Genomic DNA, 23,081 nt, shown 5'->3' on the forward strand with positions numbered 1-23,081 from the left:
CTACATGCCCTAACTTTGTCGAATGGAGTGCACCTTCGGGTGTTATTTTTATTTGTAATGAGAAAAGAGAGTGTAAATCATACAAACTTTATCAAAAGGCATCATATAATAAGGAAATTTGCCGTGCCTGATTTCATTAAGAACTTTTTTGTCTGGTTGAGTAAGGTAAGAGAATTATTATGAATGATGCTAAAAATCCCCAAAATCAGCGATTAATCGCCACTCTCACGAATATTGTTGGATCTTCTTATCTTTTAACAGAGCCTCGAAAAACGGAACGTTACCGTAAAGGCTTTCGGTCTGGACAAGGGGATGCCCTTGCAGTTGTATTTCCGGCATCATTATTGGAGTTGTGGAAAATATTCAAAGCCTGTGTGGATGCCGACAAAATTATTTTAATGCAGGCGGCCAATACAGGGTTAACGGAAGGATCGACACCGAGTGGTAATGATTATGATCGCGATATTGTCATTATTAATACCTTACGCATGGATAAAATTCAGGTTCTTCAATCAACCAATCAAGTTATTGCATTCCCTGGCAGCACATTGTGGCATCTAGAAAAAGTGTTGAAACCATTGGGACGTGAACCTCATTCAGTTATTGGTTCATCCTGTATTGGTGCATCCATTATTGGGGGAATTTGTAATAATTCAGGGGGATCTTTGGTTCAGCGTGGGCCAGCTTATACTGAGATGGCGCTATATGGCCGTGTCAATGAACAGGGGGAAGCCGAACTGATTAACCACTTGGGGATATCGTTAGGTGAACATCCTGAGGCGATTTTGACTCGTCTGGAAGAGCAAGGTTATCGAACCGAAGATATTCAGCACAGTGACCGAGCCGCTTCTGATCATGAATATTCACGGCGTGTTCGAAATGTTGATGCCGATACACCATCACGGTTTAATGCCGATGAGCGCAGGTTGTTTGAAGCCTCCGGCTGTGCGGGTAAATTGGTTGTTTTTGCCGTTCGCCTTGATACTTTCCCAGCAGAGCCATCTTCACAAGTTTTTTATATCGGCACTAATCAACCCGAAGTATTGACAGAATTGCGTCGTCATATTCTATCGCATTTCCAGCACTTGCCCGTCGCCGGAGAATATATGCATCGTGATGTATTTGATATTACAGAAATATATGGGAAAGACACCTTCATTATGATTGATAAACTCGGCACAGATAAAATGCCACTGTTTTTTAATTTGAAAGGACGGGTGGATGCGATATTAGGCAAAGTGCCATTTTTACCATCACATTTTACAGATCGTGTTATGCAGGGGATCAGTCGCTTATTGCCCTCCCATTTACCCACTCGCCTGAAAGAGTACCGAAATCGTTTTGAACATCACTTGATGCTGAAAATGTCAGGCGATGGGATAAAAGAGGCGGGGGAGTGGCTGGAAAGTTACTTCAAGCAGGCTGAGGGCGAGTATTTTGTTTGTACTCCAGAAGAGGGGGCGAAAGCGTTCTTGCATCGTTTTGCGGCTGCCGGCGCAGCGATCCGTTATCAGGCTGTTCATAGTAATGAAGTGGAAGATATTTTGGCATTGGATATTGCCTTACGACGCAATGATCGTGAATGGTTTGAAACTTTACCCGCCGAGATTAATGCCGCGTTAGTCCATCGGCTCTATTACGGGCATTTTATGTGCCATGTTTTTCACCAGGACTATATTGTTAAAAAGGGGACAGATGTCCATGCATTGAAAACAAAAATGCTGGAAATTTTGAATCAGCGTGGGGCGGAATACCCTGCCGAACATAACGTTGGTCACTTGTATAAAGCTAAACCACAGCTTAAACGTTTCTACCAAGTCATTGATCCAACCAATACTTTAAACCCTGGAATTGGGAAAACCTCCAAGCTGAAAAATTGGGGAAGAGGGTGTGGTTGCCAGGTTACTGAGCATCAACATGATTAGTTTGCTGTGATGATGACAACGTAAAAATAGAAAAAGACAAACATCAGGGTTTGTCTTTTTCTTTTAGGTGATGAACGGATAGAAAAGCCTTATTCGGCTATCTGGATTGCGTAATCAACCAGTGCTTTTAACTGGCGGCACTTTTCTTCATTAGATTGGTATTCAATAAAAAGCGCTTCAATAGTTGTAAGATATTGGCTGATATTTTCCTGTGTCAATGTATCCTGGCGATGGCGTAGCCAACGTTGTTGCTCGTCATAATCTAATGTAGTGGGATAGTTTCTTGCACGATAGCGAAATAATAGTGGCTTAATGCGTTCATCCTGGAAGGTTAAATCCAAGGCAGGTAGATTTTGGGGAGAAGTTTCTCTGATAATTTCCATGGCAGTCTTATCAGCATCACTGAAAAAACCACTGTATAGTTTCGTATCAACATTATCAGATTCTGGGAACGTTTCTGAATAAGAAAACAGCTCAACAACTTTTTCTCTGATCTGCGGATTATTGCGTAAGATAACCCGATTTTGCTCACATTGGTGACGATCTAAACCTATTCGCTCCGCATCTTTTGGTCGCAAGGTATTTTCTGGCGCAATGATGGGACATTTATTAATATGCACGAGCTTAATGGGGACTGGGCTTTGATCTGGCTGCAATTCATCTCGTCGGGTATATAAGCGTTCGCGTAATTCATCTGCACTGAGTTCCAGAAGCGGGGTGATATCGCCTGCCAGATCGCACATGACTACCGCATTACGATTAGTCGGATGCCACGCTAGGGGGGCGATAAGGCTAATATTGCTGCGCAGGCTCCCAAACATGCCCGATACATGAACCAAGGGTTTCATTTGTGGAATATCAATTTGATGACTGACTTTCTGTTTATTTCTTAACTGGAAAAAGTAATCAAACAATTTAGGTTGGGCTTTTTTCACCCGTTTTGCCATTGCAATCGTGGCATAAACATCAGACATGGCATCATGGGCATGCGTATGCTCAACCCCATTGGCTTTTGTCAGATGTTCCAGTTTGAAGCTGGGTAATCCATCCTCATTTTCTGGCCAGACAATGCCTTCCGGGCGCAAGGCATAGCAGGCACGTAAAACATCGAGCAAATCCCAGCGTGAGTTGCCTTTTTGCCAGCTATAAGCATAAGGATCATAAAAGTTACGATAAAAGAGATGACGGCTGACTTCGTCATCAAAGCGAATGTTGTTATATCCAAGAATACAGGTATTGGGTTGGCTGAATGCTTCATGGATCTGTCGGGCAAATTCGGCCTCACGGACGCCTTTTTTCAATGCCAACTGGGGGGTAATCCCCGTGATCATGACAGCTTCAGGATCGGGAAGATAATCGTCAGCGGGAGCACAATACACGACCAAAGGTTCTTCGATGATATTGAAATCACAGTCAGTGCGAACTCCTGCAAATTGTGCGGGGCGATCCAGGGCCGGATGCTTACCGAAAGTTTCATAATCGTGAAAGTAGAAACTTTGGCTTTCTTTACTGGTATTCAAAGTTGTGTATTCTCCGTTGTCGCCAATTTAAGTTTTATTAATCAATGAATTATATTTCCATTGGTGTCTCATTTATCTGGTTCTGTTGCCAGGCTGTACACCAAAAGCGATCATACCCAATGATGTTAAGTTACGTGTTATACATGGTAAACCATATTATGGTGGATCTGAATTATTGGGTATGCACGTCATTGGTCGCTAACTGTGCAGCGAGAAAAGAGATTTGATTAAGGAATATATCTGGGAGACAGTTTATATCAATAAATTGTCGAAACTGACTTGTCTATGCGCTGCCTGAAATTGTATTGTGTAGTCAGCATAATAAATTATCGGTCTGATTAAAAAGGTGTGAAAAATGGACAACACAAATAAACCAACATTCCAAAATGTACTGGAGTTTGTGCGTATATTTCGTCGTAAAAACAAATTACAGCGCGAAATTGTAGACAATGAGAAAAAGATCCGAGATAACCAGAAGCGTGTACTTCTGCTTGATAACCTGGGTGACTACATAAAACCGGGCATGTCGATTGAAGATATCCAAGGCATTATTGCCCATATGCGCAGTGATTATGAAGAGCGGGTTGATGAATATATCATTAAAAATGCCGAGCTATCTAAAGAGCGCCGTGAGTTATCCAAAAAACTTAAGGCAATGGATGGTGGGGCGAAGTAAGTTAAAAAGGTCATTGTTTAGTGCTTAACCACGCCTAATGGCGTGGTTGTTTTTGGGTTTCAGTTCCAACGAGGTTTTAGTTCAGGATCTGCCAGGGCATAGATTTGATAGTAAGTTTGTTCATCTTCCGCCATTTGTGCCAATTGCTTTGCCACATCTTCTCGGCTTACCATGCCATGAACTTCTTCCTGATAACGTTTGCAATGTCCAGTACCCGGTTGATCCGTAAGACCTCCAGGGCGGATGATGGTAAAATCCAGTGTGCTGGTTTGCAGGTAGCTTTCGGCCAGTGATTTATGCCTGACCGATTGCCCGAATAATGACTTGGCTCGTGCTGATAATGTTTTCCAACTTTCACCACATCCAATGGATGTCACCAATAACATGCGGGAAATCTGGGCTTGTTCCAATGCATCTATTATTGCCATGTTCCCGTGGTGATCAGCATCCCCTCCGCCAATAGTTGAGAAAACAACAGGATTTTCTCCCGCCAGCCCAATCGCTTTTTTTATGCTTTCTCTGTCACAAGCGTCACCGTGTATGACGTTAACCCCTGCTGCACTGAGCTCCACCGCTTGTTGTGTATTACGAATTAAGGCCGTGACAGGGTGGTTTTGTTTTAGTGCAATAGTAGCCAAATGGCGTCCAACACCTTTTCCAGCACCAAAAATTAGCCAAGGTTTCATAAACAGGAAGTTCTCCATAAAAATTAACCAGTTTAAATGATAATGATAACTATCTCAGTTTATTGAAATCGATAATTGAAAGGAATGAGATTAACTTGTTTTTGTTATGAATAAGGTAAAAAAATGGCTCCCAACCGGGGGAGCCATTTAACCCAAATCACAGTATCCAATTATTCGGATGGCTGTGGTTTAGACATAGCAGAGGTTGCAATATTTGTTGCAGAATGCCCGCCTGCACCGCCTTTGCCTTTGAATGGATAAGCAGGGCGTTGCCATTCAGTGATAATCACAGATTTGGTCGCCATATCCGGTGCCGGTGCTTTCGTCATTGGGGAATAGGCATGATGATTTTTTTCCACGATGATCGAAGATTCAGCAACTTTTGTCTCTTCCGTTTTAACTTCCTCTGTCTTAGGAGATATTTCCGTTGTGACAGTTGGTTGTTCTTCATGATGTTCCTGTTCAACAATAGACGTCACAATGATGGCATCTGCTGCGTGATCTGCCTTAGGTATTTCTAATGCCGGTTCTATTGGTGTGACGATGGAAACACCATCGATAGCAGGTTTAGCATTGCCATCATAAGCGATGCTACCTTGTTGCTCGGTTATTTCTTGCTCTGTCACTTTCTGTTCTGCTGTTGCAACCTGAGAGTCAGGTATTGCGACAAGTGATGCTGATTCTGCGATTGATGGCATCAGAATAACTTTTTCCTGCTGTACAGGTGCTGTTTTTTCTTCAATCGTTTCGCTCATTACATCAACAAAAGCAGGAAGCTCAGGTTCAGTAACCGTCACAGGAGTAACAGGATAACGCACCCACACTTTGCCTGACGCCAGCTCTGGTGAGACGACAGCCATTTGCAATGGGACTGGCGATTGGGACAGATTGCGCTCATCACGATAGCGACGACGACGCTGGCCGCTGACACGCAAGTGGCGTGGGGAACGGCGGGAACGACGTGGCATGGTGTTATCTTGCTGGTCATTATTTTGTGAAACAACAGGTTGTGATACGGAATTTTGTGAATCTGTATTTTGTACAACGGTATCTTGCGGCATTTCCGGTTGATTAGCCGCTGCAATATGAGTATCAACAACGACGGGGACAGATGCTTTTGCTTCTTTATTCGCGTTTTCTGATACAGATTCAGGCATCACTGCCGGTAAGGCCACAATATTAGTTTCTTGCTTCACTTCGTCAGTGACACGTATTTTTTGCTCAAGTTGACGGCGTTGGCGGCGAGGCATGACTGGCTGACGTTCTTCAACCTCTTCCTCGACAATCTCAGGTTGATTAATGGCCTGTTGAGCTTTAGTTTCCAGTTGCTGCTGACGCTTTTCTTCCTGACGACGGCGTTGGCGTTCAACACGTTGTTCACGACGTTGCTGCTGTTGTGCTTCACGAGCTTCGTTATCTACCGCTGCGTTATCCTGAACAGGATTTTTCTGCTGGACAGTGCCATTATTACGGCCTTTGCGTTGCTCATCTCGTTCACGGTTGTTACGTGTTTCATTCTCGCCACGTTCGCGACGTTGATTCTGGCGGCGTGGGTTGCGGCGATCTGATGGGCGGCGATTATCATTGGCAGAAGATTTTTTGCTCTTTTCTTGAGGTTGAGCTTCTTCTTCACCACTGAACATTTTTTTCAGGGCCTTTAAGAATCGGCTGAACAAACCGGGTTTTTCTGTTTGCTGCGGGTTATTAGCGACGGCTTTTTTCTCTTTTGCTTTTGCTGGTAACGGTGCAGATGCTTCTGCTGCCGGCAAATCAAAAGTTGAAATGGCGGGTTGTTCTGGACGCTTACGTTCATGCTGAACGTCGTCCTGAACATTGATCATTTCTGCTTCATGCAATTGTGGAAGCAAATAGCTTAAAGCGGAAATTTCTTCGCCTTTACGGACACGTAAGACCGAAAAATGCGGGGTTTGCATTTGATCGTTTGGAACAATGACCACCCCAACACCGCCTTGTCGGTGCTCAATGGCGCTGACTGCCTGACGTTTTTCATTCAGCAAGTAGGAAGCAATCTGCACAGGAACAATCGCATGAACTTGATGCGTGTTTTCTTTTAGTGCTTCTTCTTCGATTAGGCGCAGAATTGACAGAGACAATGATTCGTTATCACGAATTGTGCCGGTGCCACTACAACGAGGGCAAACATGGTGGCTGGATTCGCCCAGAGACGGGCTTAAACGCTGACGCGACATTTCCAGTAAGCCAAAGCGGGAAATTCGGCCGATTTGAATACGGGCGCGATCTTGGCGCACCGCATCACGCAGCCGGTTTTCAACTTCACGTTGATGGCGCACTGGGGTCATATCAATGAAATCGATAACAATCAGGCCACCAAGGTCACGTAGACGCAATTGGCGTGCAATTTCATCAGCGGCTTCCAGATTGGTATTAAATGCGGTTTCTTCAATATCTCCACCACGCGTTGAACGGGATGAGTTGATATCGATTGCAGTCAAGGCTTCAGTCGTATCGATGACCACAGAACCGCCCGAAGGTAATCTGACTTCGCGTTGGAAAGCTGATTCAATTTGCGATTCGATTTGATAATGGCTGAACAGAGGGACTTCGCCGCTGTATAGTTTGATTTTACTGGCAAAATCAGGACGTCCCAGCGCGGTAATGTGCTGGCGTGCCAAATCAAGGATTTTAGGGTTATCAATTAAAATCTCCCCAATGTCCGGGCGCAGATAATCACGGAATGCGCGCACAATAACATTGCTTTCCTGGTGGATCAGGAAAGGGGCAGGATGGATATCTGCGGCTTTTTTGATGGCTTCCCAATGCTTCAGGCGGAAATTCAAATCTCCCTGCAAGGCATCGGCTGACTTGCCTACACCTGCAGTACGAACGATAAGACCCATGCCTTCTGGAACTTCGAGAGAAGAAAGCGCTTCTTTTAATTCGATGCGATCATCACCCTCAATGCGGCGAGAAATTCCGCCTGCCCTTGGATTATTTGGCATCAAAACTAAATAGCTGCCAGCCAAACTAATAAAGGTTGTTAAAGCTGCGCCTTTGTTGCCTCGTTCTTCTTTATCAACTTGGACGATGACTTCCTGACCTTCTTTAAGGATATCCTTAATATTAGGGCGACCATGGGAGTGATAATTACTTGGGAAATATTCGCGAGCAATTTCTTTTATGGGGAGGAAACCATGACGTTCCGCACCGTAATCAACAAAAGCAGCTTCCAGGCTAGGTTCAATTCGCGTAATTTTACCTTTATATATATTTGCCTTTTTCTGCTCGTGTCCTGGGCTTTCAATATCCAAATCATAAAGACGTTGCCCATCAACAAGGGCAACACGCAACTCTTCCTGCTGGGTCGCGTTGATTAACATTCTTTTCATTCTAACTTACTCATTATTTTTTACATTAATATAGAGCTGCGGGTAAAAAAGAGGTGAGCTACTGGGTTACCGATGGCCTCGTGTCTTTTACAAAACCGCCAGCCTCACGGCTATCGTCTGTATAGAGGCGCCTATTTGTCGGCGAGTCTGAATTTCATTTGAATACAGTACTCTTTCATTGGGGTTGTAATAAATCGGTACAGATTTTACCCAATCCAGTAAGCTGCCACTTGCAGCCCATAAATTATTTGATCAAACATTACGTCTTACGCCATTGCTGCGTTTTTGCTCGATCAAACAGACAACAAACAATTTCAATCTTGCCATTCATAGTTTAGTAAACCGTGGCCAGAAAGCATTATTCCATTGCTATTGGGGTGATAGCAAGGTGACTTTGTCGCTTTACGGGTTTTTTATTAGGAAATAGTGATAGGTTGTTAATATTTAGTCTTTATCCTAAGTCAATTGAAACAATCAAGTAGAAAAAATGGGTGTTATTTAGACAGAGTTAAAAATGAGTGGCGCTCTGTTTGTTGGATAATTAGAATCTTGTCCATGAAAACAGATAATCAAATTGTACAGTTTGTCACGATTGATGACGACCAGGCCGGCCAGCGAATTGATAACTTTTTGTTGGCGCGTTTAAAAGGTGTACCTAAGAGCTTGATCTATCGGATCTTGCGTAAAGGTGAAGTCCGCGTTAACAAAGGAAGAATCAAGCCTGAATATAAATTGGCAGCAGGTGATATCATCAGGGTTCCACCGGTTAGGGTAGCAGAAAAGCAAGAAACAACACCTATATCCGCCAAGCTGGGTAAGGTTGCTGCTCTGGCGGAGTGTATTTTGTATGAAGATGACCATATTTTAGTCATAAATAAACCCTCAGGAACCGCCGTACATGGGGGCAGCGGCCTGAGTTTTGGTGTGATAGAAGGGTTGCGGGCTCTGCGTCCTGAAGCCCGTTTTCTTGAACTGGTGCATCGGCTTGACCGCGATACATCTGGTATTTTGTTGATTGCGAAAAAACGTTCTGCATTGCGAGCATTGCATGAACAATTACGTTTGAAACAGATGCAAAAAGACTATTTGGCGCTAGTGCGCGGGCAATGGCAATCCCATTGCAAAGTCGTCGAAGCCCCTTTATTAAAAAACCTCCTGCAAAGTGGGGAAAGGGTGGTTAAAGTCAATAAAGAAGGCAAACCGTCTGAAACCCGTTTTAAAGTTGAAGAACGATATGCGATTGCGACATTGATGCGAGCTAGCCCAGTGACGGGGCGGACTCACCAGATCCGCGTGCATACTTTATATGCGGGTCATCCCATTGCATTTGATGATCGTTATGGTGATAGCACATTTGATGCCCAGCTTGCAGGAACAGGACTTAATCGATTGTTTTTGCATGCCAGTTCATTAAAATTTACCCATCCATCCACAGGGGAATCTCTACGCTTCGAAGCCCCAATGGATGATAGGTTGCGAAATTGTTTAAGAATATTGCGACATAATAACCATTGAGATCACACCGTCAGTGGGTTTATCCCCTGGCGGATAAGCATCTCTGTTAAAGTTATTAATGGTAAGCCGATAAGTGTGTTTGGATCTTTGCCATCAAGTTTTTCGAATAATGTAATGCCTAAGCCCTCGCTTTTGAAACTACCCGCGCAATTGAAGGGCTTTTCTTTGTTTAGATAATGAATAATTTCTGTTTCTGTGAGATCTCTGAAATAGACATGGAATAGCTCGCAACGAGTATCGATTTCCCCTGTTTTGCTATTGAATAAGGTAATGCCAGTATAAAACGTGACACATTTTCCACTGGCTTGTTTTAATTGCAGAAAAGCATTCTCAAAATGATGAGGTTTGCCGGTAATTTTGGCATCTAAAACACAAACTTGATCTGACGCTATAATGAGATGGCGAGAGTATTCCCACTGTAATGCGCGGGCTTTTGCCTGTGACAGCCGCATGACCAATTGTTTTGGACTTTCATTTTCCAGCGGGCTTTCATCAATATTGGGGGAAGCACAAGTAAAAGGTAACCCCAACTTTTTCAACAATAGGCGGCGATATTCAGAAGTTGACGATAAAACAATCGGAAGCATCTTTTTTCCATAAAATACGTGGAGAAATGTTTGTAGTCATTTTAAACTATACGTCGCTTAATAAGCGAATATTTGACGGAAAGGCGCAGATGTGTGGCCTTTTTCTTTGACTATGTCTCATTACAAAGATAATATGCGCGCCTTATGCAAAAGGTAAAATTACCCCTGACCATCGATGCGCTTCGAACAGCCCAGAAAAGATTGGACTACCATGGTAGCTATTCTGCTGGGCAAGTTTCCCGTATAGCAGGCTCCGTGGTCAGTGTGGATAGTGATGTAGATAGCTCATTATCATTTGAAATTGATAATCAGCGTCTGGCAGTTGTAAAAGGGCACTCCACAGTGGATGTTACGCTTACCTGTCAGCGTTGTGGCAGTAATTTCAGTCATCATGTTCACACAACGTATTGTTTTAGCCCGGTCGTCAAAGATGAGCAGGCTGAGGCATTACCGGAAGAGTATGAGCCAATAAATGTTAATGAATTTGGCGAAATAGATTTGCTGGCAATGATTGAAGATGAAATAATTCTCTCTTTGCCGGTGGTTCCGGTACATGATTCTGAACACTGTGAAGTGTCCGACGCGGATATGGTGTTTGGTATACTGCCTTCTGAAGCAGAAAAACCAAACCCATTTGCCGTATTAGCCAGTTTAAAGAAAAGTACTTAAGGAGTAAGGTCAATGGCCGTACAACAGAATAAACCAACTCGTTCTAAACGTGGTATGCGTCGTTCTCATGACGCACTGACTGCAACACTTGTCTCTGTAGACAAAACTTCTGGTGAAACTCACCTGCGTCATCACGTGACTGCTGATGGCTACTACCGTGGTCGCAAGGTAATCAACAAGTAATTTCAGCTAATCAATTAGCAAGTTGATATCTTGGCTAATCTAACCTTAGCGTTAGATGCTATGGGCGGGGACTTTGGTCCTCGTGTTACGGTGCCTGCCGCGTTGCAGGCACTGGCATCTAATCCACAACTGAAGCTATTGTTGGTCGGTAATCCCGAAACCATCTTTCCTTTGCTTGCAAATCAAAATGCCGAGCTGCTTAACCGTTTGCAAATTGTTCCTGCGGAACATGTCATTTCCAATGATGCAAGGCCATCCCAAGCTATTCGTTCCAGTCATGGTACTTCAATGCGTATGGCATTAGACTTGGTGAAGTCGGGCAAAGCACAGGCTTGTGTCAGCGCGGGAAATACCGGTGCGTTGATGGGATTGGCTAAACTGATGCTGAAATCCATTGAAGGAATTGAACGGCCGGCATTGATGACAGTGATACCTAATCTAAAACAGCAGAAGACAGTTGTATTAGATCTAGGCGCTAATATTAATTGTAATAGCAGCATGTTAGTTCAGTTTGCGATTATGGGTTCCGTAATGGCGGAATATGTTGCTGGGATAGATAATCCACGTGTTGCGTTACTCAATATCGGGGAAGAAGAATCCAAAGGGCTGGATAATATCCGCGAAGCCGCTATAACCTTGCGCAGTATCCCAGCGATTAATTATATAGGGTATGTGGAAGGAAATGAGTTATTGACGGGGAAAACGGACGTACTCGTATGTGACGGCTTCGCAGGTAATGTTACGCTGAAGACGATGGAAGGTGCGCTTAGAGCGATTCTATCTCTGGTTAAGTCACCGGATGGTCAGCAAAAAAAATCATCTTGGTTATTGAAATTATTCAAGATGAAAATATTTAAAAAATGGTTGCTAAAACAAGTAACCAAACGGTTTGGCCATCTAAACCCTGATCAGTATAACGGAGCAACGTTATTAGGATTGCGCGGCATTGTCATAAAAAGCCACGGTGCTGCTAATGAACGTGCTTTCAAGGCTGCTATTGATCAAGCCATACAAGCTGTAGAGAAGCAGGTTCCTGACAGAATTGCTGCCCGGCTGGATGCAGTATTACCCAAGAGTGAATAAACATAAATGTATACAAAGATCTTAGGTACGGGCAGTTATTTGCCTGCGCAGGTGCGTACTAACGCAGATTTAGAAAAAATGGTAGATACGTCTGACGAGTGGATTGTCACTCGGACGGGCATTCGTGAACGCCGTATTGCAGCAGAAGATGAAAATGTTGCCATTTTGGGTTTTAAAGCTGCGGAAAAGGCCATTGAAATGGCCGGCATCGATAAAACACAAATTGACTTAATCGTTGTTGCTACAACAAGCTCCACTCACGCCTTTCCAAGCGCAGCTTGCCAAATTCAGCAGTTGTTGGATATTCAAGGCGTTGCAGCTTTTGACGTTGCAGCAGCATGTGCCGGCTTCACTTACGCATTGAGCGTCGCAGATAAATTTGTTAAAACGGGTGCGGCTAAACATGCACTGGTGATCGGTTCTGATATTATTTCAAGAGTGGTCGATCCTAAAGATCGCAGCACCGTTATTCTTTTTGGCGATGGGGCAGGGGCAATGGTCGTTGGGGCTTCAGATGAACCTGGTATCTTATCTACCCATCTTCATGCTGATGGTCGTTATGGCGATTTACTGTCATTGCCTCATCAAAGCCGAATAAAATATGATACACCAGAATATGTGACTATGGCTGGCAATGAAGTCTTTAAAGTTGCTGTTCGTGAATTAGCCAATATTGTCGATGAAACATTAGAAGCCAACAACGTGCCTCATTCTCAACTTGATTGGTTAGTCCCTCATCAGGCGAATTTGCGCATCATTAAGGCAACGGCCAAAAAATTAGATATGACCATGGATAAAGTGGTCGTGACTTTGGATCGTCATGGTAACACCTCGGCAGCATCGGTTCCGACAGCATTTGATGAAGCGGTACGTGATGGCAGGATCCAACGCGGTCAATTGATTTTACTTGAAGCATTTGGCGGTGGCTTTACCTGGGGCTCAGCGCTAGTACGTTTTTAATTTAACAGGAAAAAAGACATGTCTGATTTTGCAATGGTGTTTCCCGGTCAAGGCTCCCAATCTCTGGGGATGTTGGCAGATTTAGCCGCAGAATTTCCGCTGGTTGAGCAGACGTTCGCAGAGGCTTCTGCGGTTTTGGGATATGATTTATGGACACTGGTTCAGCAAGGGCCGGTAGAAGAACTGAACAAAACGTGGAAAACGCAACCTGCGTTGCTGGCAGCTTCGGTGGCGATTTGGCGTATATGGCAGGAGAAAGGTGGTAAGACGCCTTCCATGATGGCAGGCCATAGCCTTGGTGAATACTCCGCACTGGTCTGTGCGGGTGTGATTGAGTTCCAGCAGGCCATTAAACTTGTCGAGTTGCGTGGCAAGTTGATGCAGGAAGCTGTACCGGAAGGGCAAGGCGCAATGTATGCCATTATCGGTTTAGATAATGAATCCATTGTCAGGGCATGTGAAGAGTCAGCCCAAGGTCAGGTTGTTTCACCGGTTAATTTTAATTCACCTGGGCAGGTGGTTATCGCAGGTGAAAAAGAAGCTGTAGAGCGTGCGGGAGCAGCATGTAAAGCAGCGGGTGCCAAACGAGCGTTGCCATTATCCGTTAGCGTACCTTCGCATTGTGCACTAATGAAATCTGCCGCCGAGCAATTGGCGATTGCACTGCAAGATATTGTGTTTAACCAGCCACAATTCCCTGTCGTGAATAATGTCGATGTAAAAGTAGCACAATCTGCTGATGCTATTCGAGACGCTTTGGTTCGTCAGTTGTATAATCCTGTGCGTTGGACGGAATCAGTTGAATATATTGCAGGGCTTGGTGTTGAACAATTGTTGGAAATCGGGCCAGGTAAGGTACTCACTGGGCTAACAAAACGGATTGTTGATACTCTAAGTGCTGTAGCCGTAAATGATGTATCATCACTCACAGTTGCTCTGAACAAATAACTGAGGAAAACATGAGCTTTGATGGAAAAATTGCACTGGTCACAGGCGCGAGCCGTGGAATAGGTCGCGCGATTGCAGAATTATTGGTTGAGCGTGGTGCACGCGTTGTTGGCACGGCAACCAGTGAGAAGGGAGCTGAAGCGATCAGTGCCTTCCTTGGTGATAAAGGCAAAGGTTTTGTACTAAATGTCACAGATTCAGCATCCATTGAGAATGCACTATCGAATATTCGTGATGAATTTGGTGAAATAGACATTTTAGTTAATAATGCGGGCATCACTCGTGATAACTTGTTGATGCGCATGAAAGATGATGAGTGGCAAGATATTATTGACACTAATCTTTCCTCGATTTTTCGTCTGTCAAAAGCAGTAATGCGCTCTATGATGAAAAAACGTTATGGACGTATTATTTCCATTGGCTCCGTTGTTGGAACAATGGGAAATGCGGGGCAGGCGAATTACGCGGCAGCGAAAGCAGGAGTTATTGGTTTTAGTAAATCATTAGCTCGTGAAGTCGCTTCTCGTGGCATCACTGTTAACGTTGTTGCACCTGGTTTTATTGAGACTGATATGACCAAAGCGTTGACAGACGAGCAACGTGCGGGCATTGCTGCTGGAATACCTGCTAATCGTCTTGGTGATGCAAAGGAAATAGCCAGTGCTGTAGCGTTTCTTGCTTCTGACGAGGCCGCTTACATCACGGGTGAAACATTGCATGTCAATGGTGGCATGTACATGATCTAAAAATGAGCGAACCTACTGTTTTTGATGTATTTTTTATACAAAAAAAGCAGATTGTGGTTCGACCAGCCGGGATTTGGTTGCATCTTTTCCTGTATTTTATAAACTACGAAAACCATCGCAAAAGCGAGTTTTGATAGGAAATTTAATAGTATGAGCACTATCGACGAACGCGTTAAGAAAATCATCGTTGAACAACTGGGTGTTAAAGAGGAAGAAGTTGTGAACACAGCTTCATTTGTTGATGACTTGGGCGCTGATTCTCTTGACACAGTTGAACTGGTAATGGCTCTGGAAGAAGAGTTCGATATCGAGATCCCAGACGAAGAAGCTGAAAAAATCACTACAGTTCAAGCTGCTATTGACTACGTTGAAAACGCAGGTAAATAAGCGCACATACCTAGGCGGTCATTCGACCGCCTATGTTTTTCGTCCTTAATTTTTTCCCTCCCTGGAGGATAACCGTGTCTAAGCGTCGAGTAGTCGTGACCGGACTAGGCATGTTATCTCCTGTCGGCAATACAGTAGCGTCTTCTTGGAATGCTGTTTGTGCCGGACAGAGTGGTATCGGCCTTATCGAACATTTTGATACCTCTAACCATGCAACTAAGTTTGCAGGTTTAGTGAAAAATTTTAATCATGAAGAGTTCAATATTTCGCGCAAAGAAGCACGGAAGATGGATCTTTTCATTCAGTATGGTATTGCTGCAGGCAAGCAAGCGTTTGAAGATGCAGGAATCGAAGTAACAGAAGCCAATGCTAGCCGCTTTGGTGCTGCTATTGGTTCTGGTATTGGTGGCTTGGGTCTCATCGAAGAAAACCACAGTACATTGTTGTCGGCAGGGCCTCGTAAGGTCAGCCCATTCTTTGTACCTTCCACCATCATTAATATGGTGGCGGGCCATTTAAGCATCCTTTATGGACTCCGTGGTCCGAGTATTTCTATTGCAACTGCCTGTACTTCTGGTGTACATAATATCGGACATGCAGCTCGCATCATTGCCTATAATGATGCTGACATTATGCTAGCAGGTGGTGCAGAGAAAGCCAGCACTGAATTTGGGGTTGCCGGCTTTGGAGCCGCGCGTGCACTATCAACCCGTAATGACGATCCTCAAGGTGCAAGTCGTCCTTGGGATAAAGATCGTGATGGCTTTGTTCTGGGCGATGGTGCGGGTATTGTCGTTCTCGAAGAGTATGAGCATGCGAAAAAACGGGGTGCCAAAATCTATGCTGAAGTTGTCGGTTTTGGCATGAGCAGCGATGCTTACCACATGACATCACCTCCCGAAGATGGCGCAGGTGCTGCTTTGGCCATGCAAAATGCCCTGAAAGATGCAAAAATTTCACCAGAGCAAGTGAGTTACATTAATGCTCACGGTACTTCAACGTCTGTTGGTGATATTGCAGAAGCGCGTGCAGTAGAGTCTGTTTTTGGTGAAGGCACGAAAGTCTTGGTGAGTTCAACCAAGTCAATGACAGGCCATTTGTTGGGTGCAGCAGGCGCGATTGAATCTATTTTCACTATTCTTTCCCTGCGTGATCAGATTGTTCCTCCGACCATTAATTTGGAAAATCAGGATGAGAACTGTCGTTTGGATTTAGTTCCAGGTAAGGCACGCAAAGTTGAAGGAATGGAATACGCATTGTGTAACTCTTTTGGTTTCGGTGGCACTAATGGGTCATTGATTTTTCGCAAGATCTAAAACCATTTTGTGCTTATGAAAAGCCCCAACATTTGTTGGGGCTTTTTTATCAAAAAAAGAAGCTAATATGACATATTGGATTAATGGTAATCAGTGCGATCACTTACCTGTGAATGACCGTGCCGTGCAATTTGGTGACGGTTGTTTTACCACCATAAGGGTTGAGCAAGGGCTACCCGCCTTGCTACCTTTGCACATAAAACGGTTGCAGAAAGGTGTTGAAAAACTCTCTATGCCAGCGTTGGACTGGTCGCAACTTGAAACCCATATGAAACAGATCGTGGAAAGGTGCGAATCCGGGGTCTTGAAAGTCATTCTTTCCAGAGGCGCGGGAGGCCGTGGCTATGGTTTTGATGACACGATGAAACCGACACAAATTTTGTCTCTGAGTTCGTATCCGAAACGCTATATTGCTCAGCGCCAAGAAGGCGTGTCATTGGCGCTGAGTCCCATTTCAATGGGAATTAATCCCCATCTGGCAGGTATTAAGCACTTAAATCGTCTGGAGCAGGTTTTGATCAAACGATTTATTGAACAATCTGGTGCAGATGAGGCCCTGGTACTTGATAGTAATGGCATCTTGGCTGAATGTTGTACTGCCAACATTTTTTGGCGAAAAGGGAAAAATGTTTATACGCCTGATCTCCGTCAGTGTGGCGTGGAAGGCGTCATGCGACAAAAGATCATCGAATTATTGGCAGCAAAAAGTGATTATAACTTATCATATGTTATGCGCTATCCTGAAGTCTTAGCTCATGCAGATGAAGTGCTTATCTGTAATTCCTTAATGCCAGTGGTGCCAGTAAGCCGAATTCAAGCACATAAAAATCAGCCAGAGTGGCAATATCAATCAAGAGAGTTGCATGAGTATTTATTACCTGAATGTTTAAAGCCTTAGTGAGCATTCAGCAGCACAAATGAAAGTGATTACCGAATGAAACTAAAAAAGCGTATTTTCATTCTACCAGGCTTGATTATCGTGCTTGCATTGTTTTTTTTCATCAAAAAAATAGAAAACTTTGCTAATCAAGATATTAATCTTAGCCAGGAGCTTATATTTACTGTGCCGGCAGGAACGGGACGTGCAGGACTGGAAACCTTGTTGGCTCAGCATAAGTTGATTGAAGACAAACAATTACTGCCATGGCTATTTCGCCTTAAGCCGGAATGGGTGAAGTTTAAGGCTGGGACTTACCGCTTGCAAAAAGGCATGACCTTGAAGGCTGTCCTGCAACTGTTTGCCAGTGGCAAAGAAGCTCAGTTTGCCATTCGCTTTGTCGAAGGCAGCCGTCTATCTGATTGGTCAAAAATATTACAGAATGCCCCATACTTAAAGCATGAAATAGAAAATCAGGCACCAAAAGCGTTACTTGATGCACTGGACATGAAAGAGGGGGAATCACTGGAAGGTTGGTTTTATCCTGATACCTATCTGTATACAGCCGGTACGAGTGATATGGAATTGCTCAAACGAGCCCATGAAAAAATGAAAACGATAGTAGAGCAGGAATGGGAAAATAGGGGAAAAAACCTGCCATATCAAAGTGCCTATGAAATGTTGATCATGGCCTCCATTATTGAAAAAGAGACGGCCATTGACTCTGAACGAACCAAAATTGCCTCTGTCTTCGTGAATCGTCTGCGATTAAAGATGAGGCTGCAAACGGATCCGACGGTTATTTATGGATTGGGAGACAAATATACGGGTACGATTTTTCGCAGCAACCTCAATACATTTACACCCTATAATACTTATATGATTGATGGGTTGCCACCAACCCCCATTGCCATGCCAGGTTTGGCTGCCATTAAGGCAGCAGCACATCCTGCCGTCACAGAATATTTATATTTTGTTGCGAATGGTGATGGCGGCCATACATTTACTACCAATCTGGTAGCACATAACAAGGCAGTAAGCCTTTATCGCCAAAGGTTAAAGCAGGATAAATGAGTAGCAAATTTATTGTAATTGAAGGGCTTGAAGGTGCTGGAAAAACAACGGCAATCCAAACAGTGGTTGACACTTTGAAACAGCAAGGTATTTCTGATTTGGTCCTTACCCGTGAACCAGGCGGGACACCGTTGGCAGAAAAATTACGCAGCCTTATCAAACAAGGGGTTGAAGGAGAATTACTGACGGATAAAGCAGAACTATTAATGTTATATGCTGCCAGAGTTCAATTGGTGGAAAATGTGATCAAGCCCGCTTTGGCAACAGGCACTTGGGTCATTGGTGATCGCCATGATCTCTCTTCCCAGGCGTATCAGGGAGGAGGCAGGGGGATCGATCCGCATCTAATGGCGTCATTACGCAAAGCGGCGCTAGGTGATTTTTATCCAGACTTAACCCTCTATCTTGATTTACCTCCAGAAGTGGGCTTACAGCGAGCCATTGAGCGTGGTGAGTTGGATCGGATCGAGAAAGAGTCCTTAGACTTCTTTCATCGTACGCGTAAAAAGTATCTCGAACTTGTGGCGAAAGATGACAGTATCAAAAAAATTGATGCAACCCAACCACTGGAAAAAGTGCAGGATGATATTCGCCATACCTTACTTGATTGGTTAAAGAACATTGACTAAAAGCACAGGAAACTCAGGCATGAATTGGTATCCGTGGCTTAACCATGCATACCGTCAGCTAGTTGAACTTCATCAACAGGGGCGTGGGCATCACGCCATTTTGCTTCATGCTTATGCAGGAATGGGGGCTGATGCACTATTGTATGGTTTGAGTCGCTGGTTAATGTGCCAAAATAAACAGGGTATTAAAAGCTGTGGCCAATGCCACGGTTGCCATTTAATGTTGGCGGAAACTCATTCTGACTGGCATGTTCTTGCACCTGAAAAGGGAAAAAATACCATTGGGGTAGATGCAGTACGTCAGCTCAGCGAGAAGCTCTATGAATATTCTCAGCAAGGAGGGGCTAAAATTGCCTGGATTACATCCGCAGAGTCCCTGACTGATGCCGCCTCTAATGCCTTGTTGAAAACGTTGGAAGAACCGCCGCAAAACACGTACTTTTTGTTGCAGTGCCAAAATCCGGTAAATTTGCTGGCAACACTACGCAGCCGCTGTTTTTACTACTTTATTCCAGTACCTGAATCCTCCATAGGGCTTTATTGGCTACAAAAACAGCTTCCAGCGATATCGCCTGTGGATGCCCAAACAGCACTAAAACTGTCTCAAGGCGCGCCATTGGCAGCAGAGCAACTGCTCCAGACTGAAAAATGGCAGCAGAGAAATTCGCTTTGTCAGGCAATTGAACAGGCATTGCATCAATATGATACCCTGTCACTTTTACCCTTACTGAACCGTGATGACGTCCAGCAATCTTTGCATTGGTTGATCAGCTTATTATCCGATGCAGTGAAATGGCGACAGCGGGCGCAGAATTACTGCGTTAACCAAGATCAGCAGGCTTTGATTCACTATCTTGCTTCTACCCAAAGTGTAGAAACATTATTAAATACCGTTGATGATTGGGTACACTGTCGTCACCAATTATTATCTGTGGTGGGTATTAATCGAGAATTGTTGCTAACGGAACAATTACTCAATTGGGAAAGGCAGTTTTGCCCCGCACAGTAACTTAGTTAGATACGAGCATATTATGTTTTTAGTTGATTCGCATTGTCATCTCGATTGCCTTGATTATGAAACGCTGCACAAAAGTGTAGATGATGTTGTGGCGAAAGCCGCAGAGCGAGATGTGAAATATATGTTGGCAGTGGCGACAACGTTGCCTGGTTTCCAGCAAATGAAAGACTTGATTGGTAAACGAGAAAACGTAGCCTACTCCTGTGGCATCCATCCATTGAATTTAGATGAAGGTTACGATTTCGCAGAGCTTGCCCGACTGGCTGCGGATGAAGATGTTGTCGCAATGGGGGAGACGGGCCTGGATTATTATTATCAGAAAGAGAATGCTGAACTCCAGAGAAACTCTTTTCGTGAACATATTCGCATAGGCCGTGAACTCAATAAGCCGGTAATTGTACACACGCGTGATGCAAGGGATGATACATTGATGGTTTTGCGCGAAGAAACAGTCCAGGATTGTGGTGGCGTGTTGCACTGTTTCACAGAAGATAAAGAAACAGCCAGAGAGTTATTAGATTTGGGTTTTTATATCTCTTTTTCTGGCATTGTCACTTTTCGTAATGCCGAACAGATCCGTGAAGCCGCAAGATTTGTACCACTGGATCGCATCCTGGTCGAAACTGACTCACCTTATTTGGCACCGGTTCCTTATCGTGGCAAACAGAATCAGCCTGCTTATGTGCGTGATGTTGCTGAATATATGGCTGTATTGAAAGGTGTCAGTATTGATGAATTGGCGGCGGTGACGACAAGAAATTTTTGTGAACTGTTTCATATCGATATTAAAGAAAACTAAGTCAGTCATGTCACACTGTGTTTTTAGCTCTCATAACCGATAGGAGAAGTAAAATGGCAGAAGAAACGATTTTCAGTAAAATCATTCGCCGCGAAATTCCTTCTGATATTGTCTATCAGGACGATTTGGTCACCGCATTCCGCGATATTTCCCCTCAGGCACCAACTCATGTGTTGATCGTACCTAATGTATTGATCCCAACGGTTAATGATGTTACCGCTGATCATGAACTCGCCTTAGGGCGCCTGTTTACCGTAGCCGCGAAAATAGCGAAAGAGGAAGGCATTGCAGAAGATGGCTACCGTTTGATCATGAACTGTAATCACCATTCAGGGCAGGTCGTTTTCCACATCCACATGCACTTAGTGGGTGGATGCCCATTGGGACCGCTATTGGCAAATTAATAAATTGGCCGAATAACCTAATTTATAAGTATCGGTACAAGATAGTGATGTAACTGGAGTAGATTAATGAAAAGAATTCTCTTTGTTATGTTATCAGCAATATTGCTGGCGAGTTGTGTCGCTCCAGAAACACAACCGCCTGCTCCTGTTACACCGACGGAGCCAGAGAAAAAACCGGAGCCACCGGCAGGGCCATCAGAAAAAGTCCCACAACCGCCTAAAATGCAATCTATCCATTGGGATAGTATTGTTCAGCCATTAGTTGATCAGATGGTGAATGCGAATAGCGTGGAAGCGGGAAAACTGCTGCTGGTAGATTCTGTCAAAAATAACACGAATGGATCATTGCGGACCCTGCAAGCCACAGATGTGATCACGAATGCAATCAGCAGCCGACAGGTTTTTCAGGTTGTACCGAAATCCCAGATCCATCTGGCCAGGGAGGCATTGGGGTTATCAGCGGAAGATAGTCTGGCATTACGCAGTAAGTCCATTGGATTGGCACGTTATTTAAATGCCGATTATGTTCTCTATTCTGTCGTCTCCAATAATCATGGTCAGCGTGATCTGGAGATGCAGTTAATGCTGGTTAAAACTGGCGAGATATTGTGGTCAGGCCGTGGTGACATCAACTAACGGCAATGCGTTGCTCAGGATATTGTGTCAGTTATGGCCTGATATTCCCGCACACACCTGGGAGATTAGGCCATTAACGGGTTTGACTCAGGGAAGTTATTCTATTTCCAACAAGCATATTGCAAATGATGTGCGTCAGATGGTTGGGCGCGCACCAACGCTGTATAGCGGAACGCTCGGCGTGGATCGACAACGAGAAAACCAGATATTGCGTCGGTTATCTTCCACGGATATTGCGCCTCAGGTGGTGGCTATGCACAAATCCTGGCTATTGCTTGAGTGGATCGCTGGAACAAAAGTAAAATCGGATACATTGAGCCAGCCGGCGTTGCTGCAAGGGCTGGCTCAAACACTCGCTATGCTTCATCATCATTCTCCACTAGGCTATCCCCTTCAATTAAAAAAACAAATTGCCTTCCAGTGGCCGCAGATTGACAGAAAACGCTTGTCTCCTCGTTGGTTACGGTTGCAAAAGCTTTTTATGGCAACCCGATTACCGACTGCGTTAAAGATCGCTCCAGCGCATATGGATGTTCACCCTGATAACCTATTAATCACTGAGACAGGATTAAAATTGATTGACTGGGAGTATGCTGCGGACGTTGATATCGGCTTTTCACTGGCGGTACTGTTCAAGGGAAATCAATGGGGTGAAATAGAACAAAAAACTTTTTTGGATTACTACTGTAACCAGGCATCAGGATATTCAGATATCCAATTATTGCAGCAACAAATTAAGCGATGGGCGCCGTGGGTCAGTTATATGATGCTGATGTGGTATGAAGTGCGTTGGCAGCAAACTGGACAACAACAATTTTTATCTCTGGCGCACCCTTTGCGTCAGGCTTTTCATTTGTCGTAATGATATAAAGGGGATTGGCGCCTGCTCCCTTAAAAAGTTTATTATGCAAAACTATCCTCCCCCCTTTTTTATTCTAAAGTAAGTTGCCCACAAGGTATTTTTCGTTCTCCAAATGGAAGCTATGCAATGAAATGTAAATTTTGGGCTGGGATAATCGACGTAACAGAGAAGCCCTTCTAAAGTTATTTTAGTCTGAGGATCTTTACTATTTTG

At 44.2% G+C, this 23,081-nt stretch carries 23 protein-coding genes; 19 read left to right on the forward strand and 4 right to left on the reverse strand.

Annotation, left to right across the window (positions count from 1 at the left end):
- Positions 1-179: 179 nt before the first annotated feature.
- Positions 180-1,925, forward strand: a complete 1,746-nt coding sequence (dld, locus tag Xkoz_RS00820) for a D-lactate dehydrogenase (protein WP_099140308.1) — start codon at positions 180-182, stop codon at positions 1,923-1,925.
- 89 nt (positions 1,926-2,014) lie between these two features.
- Here the strand turns inward: dld and sbcB are convergent, their stop codons facing one another.
- Positions 2,015-3,445: an exodeoxyribonuclease I gene (gene sbcB, locus Xkoz_RS00825; RefSeq protein ID WP_099140309.1), complete on the reverse strand. Its 1,431-nt coding sequence runs from the start codon at positions 3,443-3,445 to the stop codon at positions 2,015-2,017.
- 355 nt (positions 3,446-3,800) lie between these two features.
- On the opposite strand from sbcB, the gene tmaR reads away from it, so the two are divergent.
- Entirely contained in the window at positions 3,801-4,121 is a 321-nt protein-coding gene (tmaR, locus tag Xkoz_RS00830; protein ID WP_099140310.1) for a PTS system regulator TmaR, read from the forward strand.
- Between the two features lie 59 nt (positions 4,122-4,180).
- On the opposite strand, the gene Xkoz_RS00835 is transcribed toward tmaR, so the two are convergent.
- A complete protein-coding gene (locus Xkoz_RS00835) occupies positions 4,181-4,807 on the reverse strand; it encodes an SDR family oxidoreductase (RefSeq protein ID WP_099140311.1) in 627 nt (208 codons plus the stop codon).
- A 170-nt stretch (positions 4,808-4,977) separates the two neighbouring features.
- Entirely contained in the window at positions 4,978-8,175 is a 3,198-nt protein-coding gene (gene rne / locus Xkoz_RS00840; RefSeq protein ID WP_099140312.1) for a ribonuclease E, read from the reverse strand.
- Positions 8,176-8,730: 555 nt separating this feature from the next.
- Between rne and rluC the strand changes: the two genes are divergently transcribed.
- Complete coding sequence (gene rluC / locus Xkoz_RS00845) at positions 8,731-9,690, forward strand: 23S rRNA pseudouridine(955/2504/2580) synthase RluC (RefSeq protein WP_099140313.1); 960 nt, start codon at positions 8,731-8,733, stop codon at positions 9,688-9,690.
- A gap of 2 nt (positions 9,691-9,692) precedes the next feature.
- On the opposite strand, the gene Xkoz_RS00850 is transcribed toward rluC, so the two are convergent.
- Positions 9,693-10,277: a Maf family protein gene (locus Xkoz_RS00850; RefSeq protein ID WP_099140314.1), complete on the reverse strand. Its 585-nt coding sequence runs from the start codon at positions 10,275-10,277 to the stop codon at positions 9,693-9,695.
- A 144-nt stretch (positions 10,278-10,421) separates the two neighbouring features.
- On the opposite strand from Xkoz_RS00850, the gene yceD reads away from it, so the two are divergent.
- The 16 genes from yceD to Xkoz_RS00930 all read left to right on the forward strand — a co-directional run bounded on the left by yceD (position 10,422) and on the right by Xkoz_RS00930 (position 22,868).
- On the forward strand, positions 10,422-10,946 hold the full coding sequence (gene yceD, locus Xkoz_RS00855; protein WP_099140315.1) for a 23S rRNA accumulation protein YceD: 525 nt from the start codon (positions 10,422-10,424) through the stop codon (positions 10,944-10,946).
- Positions 10,947-10,958: 12 nt separating this feature from the next.
- Positions 10,959-11,129, forward strand: a complete 171-nt coding sequence (gene rpmF, locus Xkoz_RS00860; protein ID WP_004253223.1) for a 50S ribosomal protein L32 — start codon at positions 10,959-10,961, stop codon at positions 11,127-11,129.
- 30 nt (positions 11,130-11,159) lie between these two features.
- Entirely contained in the window at positions 11,160-12,212 is a 1,053-nt protein-coding gene (gene plsX / locus Xkoz_RS00865) for a phosphate acyltransferase PlsX (protein ID WP_099140316.1), read from the forward strand.
- A 6-nt stretch (positions 12,213-12,218) separates the two neighbouring features.
- Positions 12,219-13,172, forward strand: coding sequence for a beta-ketoacyl-ACP synthase III (locus Xkoz_RS00870; protein WP_099140317.1), 954 nt, complete (start codon positions 12,219-12,221; stop codon positions 13,170-13,172).
- A gap of 18 nt (positions 13,173-13,190) precedes the next feature.
- Positions 13,191-14,120: an ACP S-malonyltransferase gene (gene fabD, locus Xkoz_RS00875; RefSeq protein ID WP_099140318.1), complete on the forward strand. Its 930-nt coding sequence runs from the start codon at positions 13,191-13,193 to the stop codon at positions 14,118-14,120.
- 11 nt (positions 14,121-14,131) lie between these two features.
- Positions 14,132-14,866 carry a 3-oxoacyl-ACP reductase FabG gene (gene fabG / locus Xkoz_RS00880; RefSeq protein WP_099140319.1) on the forward strand — a complete coding sequence of 245 codons (735 nt, stop codon included), beginning with the start codon at positions 14,132-14,134 and terminating at the stop codon, positions 14,864-14,866.
- A 150-nt stretch (positions 14,867-15,016) separates the two neighbouring features.
- On the forward strand, positions 15,017-15,253 hold the full coding sequence (gene acpP, locus Xkoz_RS00885; RefSeq protein WP_012989255.1) for an acyl carrier protein: 237 nt from the start codon (positions 15,017-15,019) through the stop codon (positions 15,251-15,253).
- Between the two features lie 74 nt (positions 15,254-15,327).
- Entirely contained in the window at positions 15,328-16,569 is a 1,242-nt protein-coding gene (gene fabF / locus Xkoz_RS00890) for a beta-ketoacyl-ACP synthase II (RefSeq protein WP_099140320.1), read from the forward strand.
- 67 nt (positions 16,570-16,636) lie between these two features.
- Positions 16,637-17,467 carry an aminodeoxychorismate lyase gene (pabC, locus tag Xkoz_RS00895; protein ID WP_099140321.1) on the forward strand — a complete coding sequence of 277 codons (831 nt, stop codon included), beginning with the start codon at positions 16,637-16,639 and terminating at the stop codon, positions 17,465-17,467.
- A gap of 36 nt (positions 17,468-17,503) precedes the next feature.
- On the forward strand, positions 17,504-18,520 hold the full coding sequence (mltG, locus tag Xkoz_RS00900) for an endolytic transglycosylase MltG (protein WP_099140322.1): 1,017 nt from the start codon (positions 17,504-17,506) through the stop codon (positions 18,518-18,520).
- Positions 18,517-19,149, forward strand: a complete 633-nt coding sequence (gene tmk, locus Xkoz_RS00905; protein WP_099140323.1) for a dTMP kinase — start codon at positions 18,517-18,519, stop codon at positions 19,147-19,149. Before mltG ends, tmk begins: the two co-directional genes overlap by 4 nt.
- Before the next feature lie 19 nt (positions 19,150-19,168).
- Positions 19,169-20,158 carry a DNA polymerase III subunit delta' gene (gene holB / locus Xkoz_RS00910; protein WP_099140324.1) on the forward strand — a complete coding sequence of 330 codons (990 nt, stop codon included), beginning with the start codon at positions 19,169-19,171 and terminating at the stop codon, positions 20,156-20,158.
- Between the two features lie 22 nt (positions 20,159-20,180).
- Positions 20,181-20,966, forward strand: a complete 786-nt coding sequence (locus Xkoz_RS00915) for a metal-dependent hydrolase (protein ID WP_099140325.1) — start codon at positions 20,181-20,183, stop codon at positions 20,964-20,966.
- Between the two features lie 53 nt (positions 20,967-21,019).
- The gene (gene hinT, locus Xkoz_RS00920; RefSeq protein WP_099140326.1) at positions 21,020-21,370 is read left to right on the forward strand and encodes a purine nucleoside phosphoramidase; all 351 of its coding nucleotides are present in this window, start codon (positions 21,020-21,022) and stop codon (positions 21,368-21,370) included.
- 66 nt (positions 21,371-21,436) lie between these two features.
- Positions 21,437-22,006, forward strand: a complete 570-nt coding sequence (lpoB, locus tag Xkoz_RS00925; RefSeq protein WP_099140327.1) for a penicillin-binding protein activator LpoB — start codon at positions 21,437-21,439, stop codon at positions 22,004-22,006.
- The gene (locus tag Xkoz_RS00930; protein WP_244183358.1) at positions 21,990-22,868 is read left to right on the forward strand and encodes a phosphotransferase; all 879 of its coding nucleotides are present in this window, start codon (positions 21,990-21,992) and stop codon (positions 22,866-22,868) included. Before lpoB ends, Xkoz_RS00930 begins: the two co-directional genes overlap by 17 nt.
- Positions 22,869-23,081: the final 213 nt, after the last annotated feature.

This window comes from Xenorhabdus kozodoii (assembly GCF_002632875.1).
Classification (GTDB): Bacteria; Pseudomonadota; Gammaproteobacteria; order Enterobacterales; family Enterobacteriaceae; genus Xenorhabdus; species Xenorhabdus kozodoii.

Coding starts and splice junctions, on each gene's coding strand:
- tmaR (WP_099140310.1), top strand. CDS start 3,801: ATGGACAACACAAATAAACCAACATTCCAAAATGTACTGGAGTTTGTG.
- fabG (WP_099140319.1), top strand. CDS start 14,132: ATGAGCTTTGATGGAAAAATTGCACTGGTCACAGGCGCGAGCCGTGGA.
- mltG (WP_099140322.1), top strand. CDS start 17,504: ATGAAACTAAAAAAGCGTATTTTCATTCTACCAGGCTTGATTATCGTG.
- Xkoz_RS00835 (WP_099140311.1), bottom strand. CDS start 4,807: ATGAAACCTTGGCTAATTTTTGGTGCTGGAAAAGGTGTTGGACGCCAT.
- hinT (WP_099140326.1), top strand. CDS start 21,020: ATGGCAGAAGAAACGATTTTCAGTAAAATCATTCGCCGCGAAATTCCT.
- rluC (WP_099140313.1), top strand. CDS start 8,731: ATGAAAACAGATAATCAAATTGTACAGTTTGTCACGATTGATGACGAC.
- lpoB (WP_099140327.1), top strand. CDS start 21,437: ATGAAAAGAATTCTCTTTGTTATGTTATCAGCAATATTGCTGGCGAGT.
- holB (WP_099140324.1), top strand. CDS start 19,169: ATGAATTGGTATCCGTGGCTTAACCATGCATACCGTCAGCTAGTTGAA.
- yceD (WP_099140315.1), top strand. CDS start 10,422: ATGCAAAAGGTAAAATTACCCCTGACCATCGATGCGCTTCGAACAGCC.
- Xkoz_RS00870 (WP_099140317.1), top strand. CDS start 12,219: ATGTATACAAAGATCTTAGGTACGGGCAGTTATTTGCCTGCGCAGGTG.
- tmk (WP_099140323.1), top strand. CDS start 18,517: ATGAGTAGCAAATTTATTGTAATTGAAGGGCTTGAAGGTGCTGGAAAA.
- Xkoz_RS00915 (WP_099140325.1), top strand. CDS start 20,181: ATGTTTTTAGTTGATTCGCATTGTCATCTCGATTGCCTTGATTATGAA.
- dld (WP_099140308.1), top strand. CDS start 180: ATGAATGATGCTAAAAATCCCCAAAATCAGCGATTAATCGCCACTCTC.
- pabC (WP_099140321.1), top strand. CDS start 16,637: ATGACATATTGGATTAATGGTAATCAGTGCGATCACTTACCTGTGAAT.
- fabD (WP_099140318.1), top strand. CDS start 13,191: ATGTCTGATTTTGCAATGGTGTTTCCCGGTCAAGGCTCCCAATCTCTG.
- rne (WP_099140312.1), bottom strand. CDS start 8,175: ATGAAAAGAATGTTAATCAACGCGACCCAGCAGGAAGAGTTGCGTGTT.
- rpmF (WP_004253223.1), top strand. CDS start 10,959: ATGGCCGTACAACAGAATAAACCAACTCGTTCTAAACGTGGTATGCGT.
- acpP (WP_012989255.1), top strand. CDS start 15,017: ATGAGCACTATCGACGAACGCGTTAAGAAAATCATCGTTGAACAACTG.
- Xkoz_RS00850 (WP_099140314.1), bottom strand. CDS start 10,277: ATGCTTCCGATTGTTTTATCGTCAACTTCTGAATATCGCCGCCTATTG.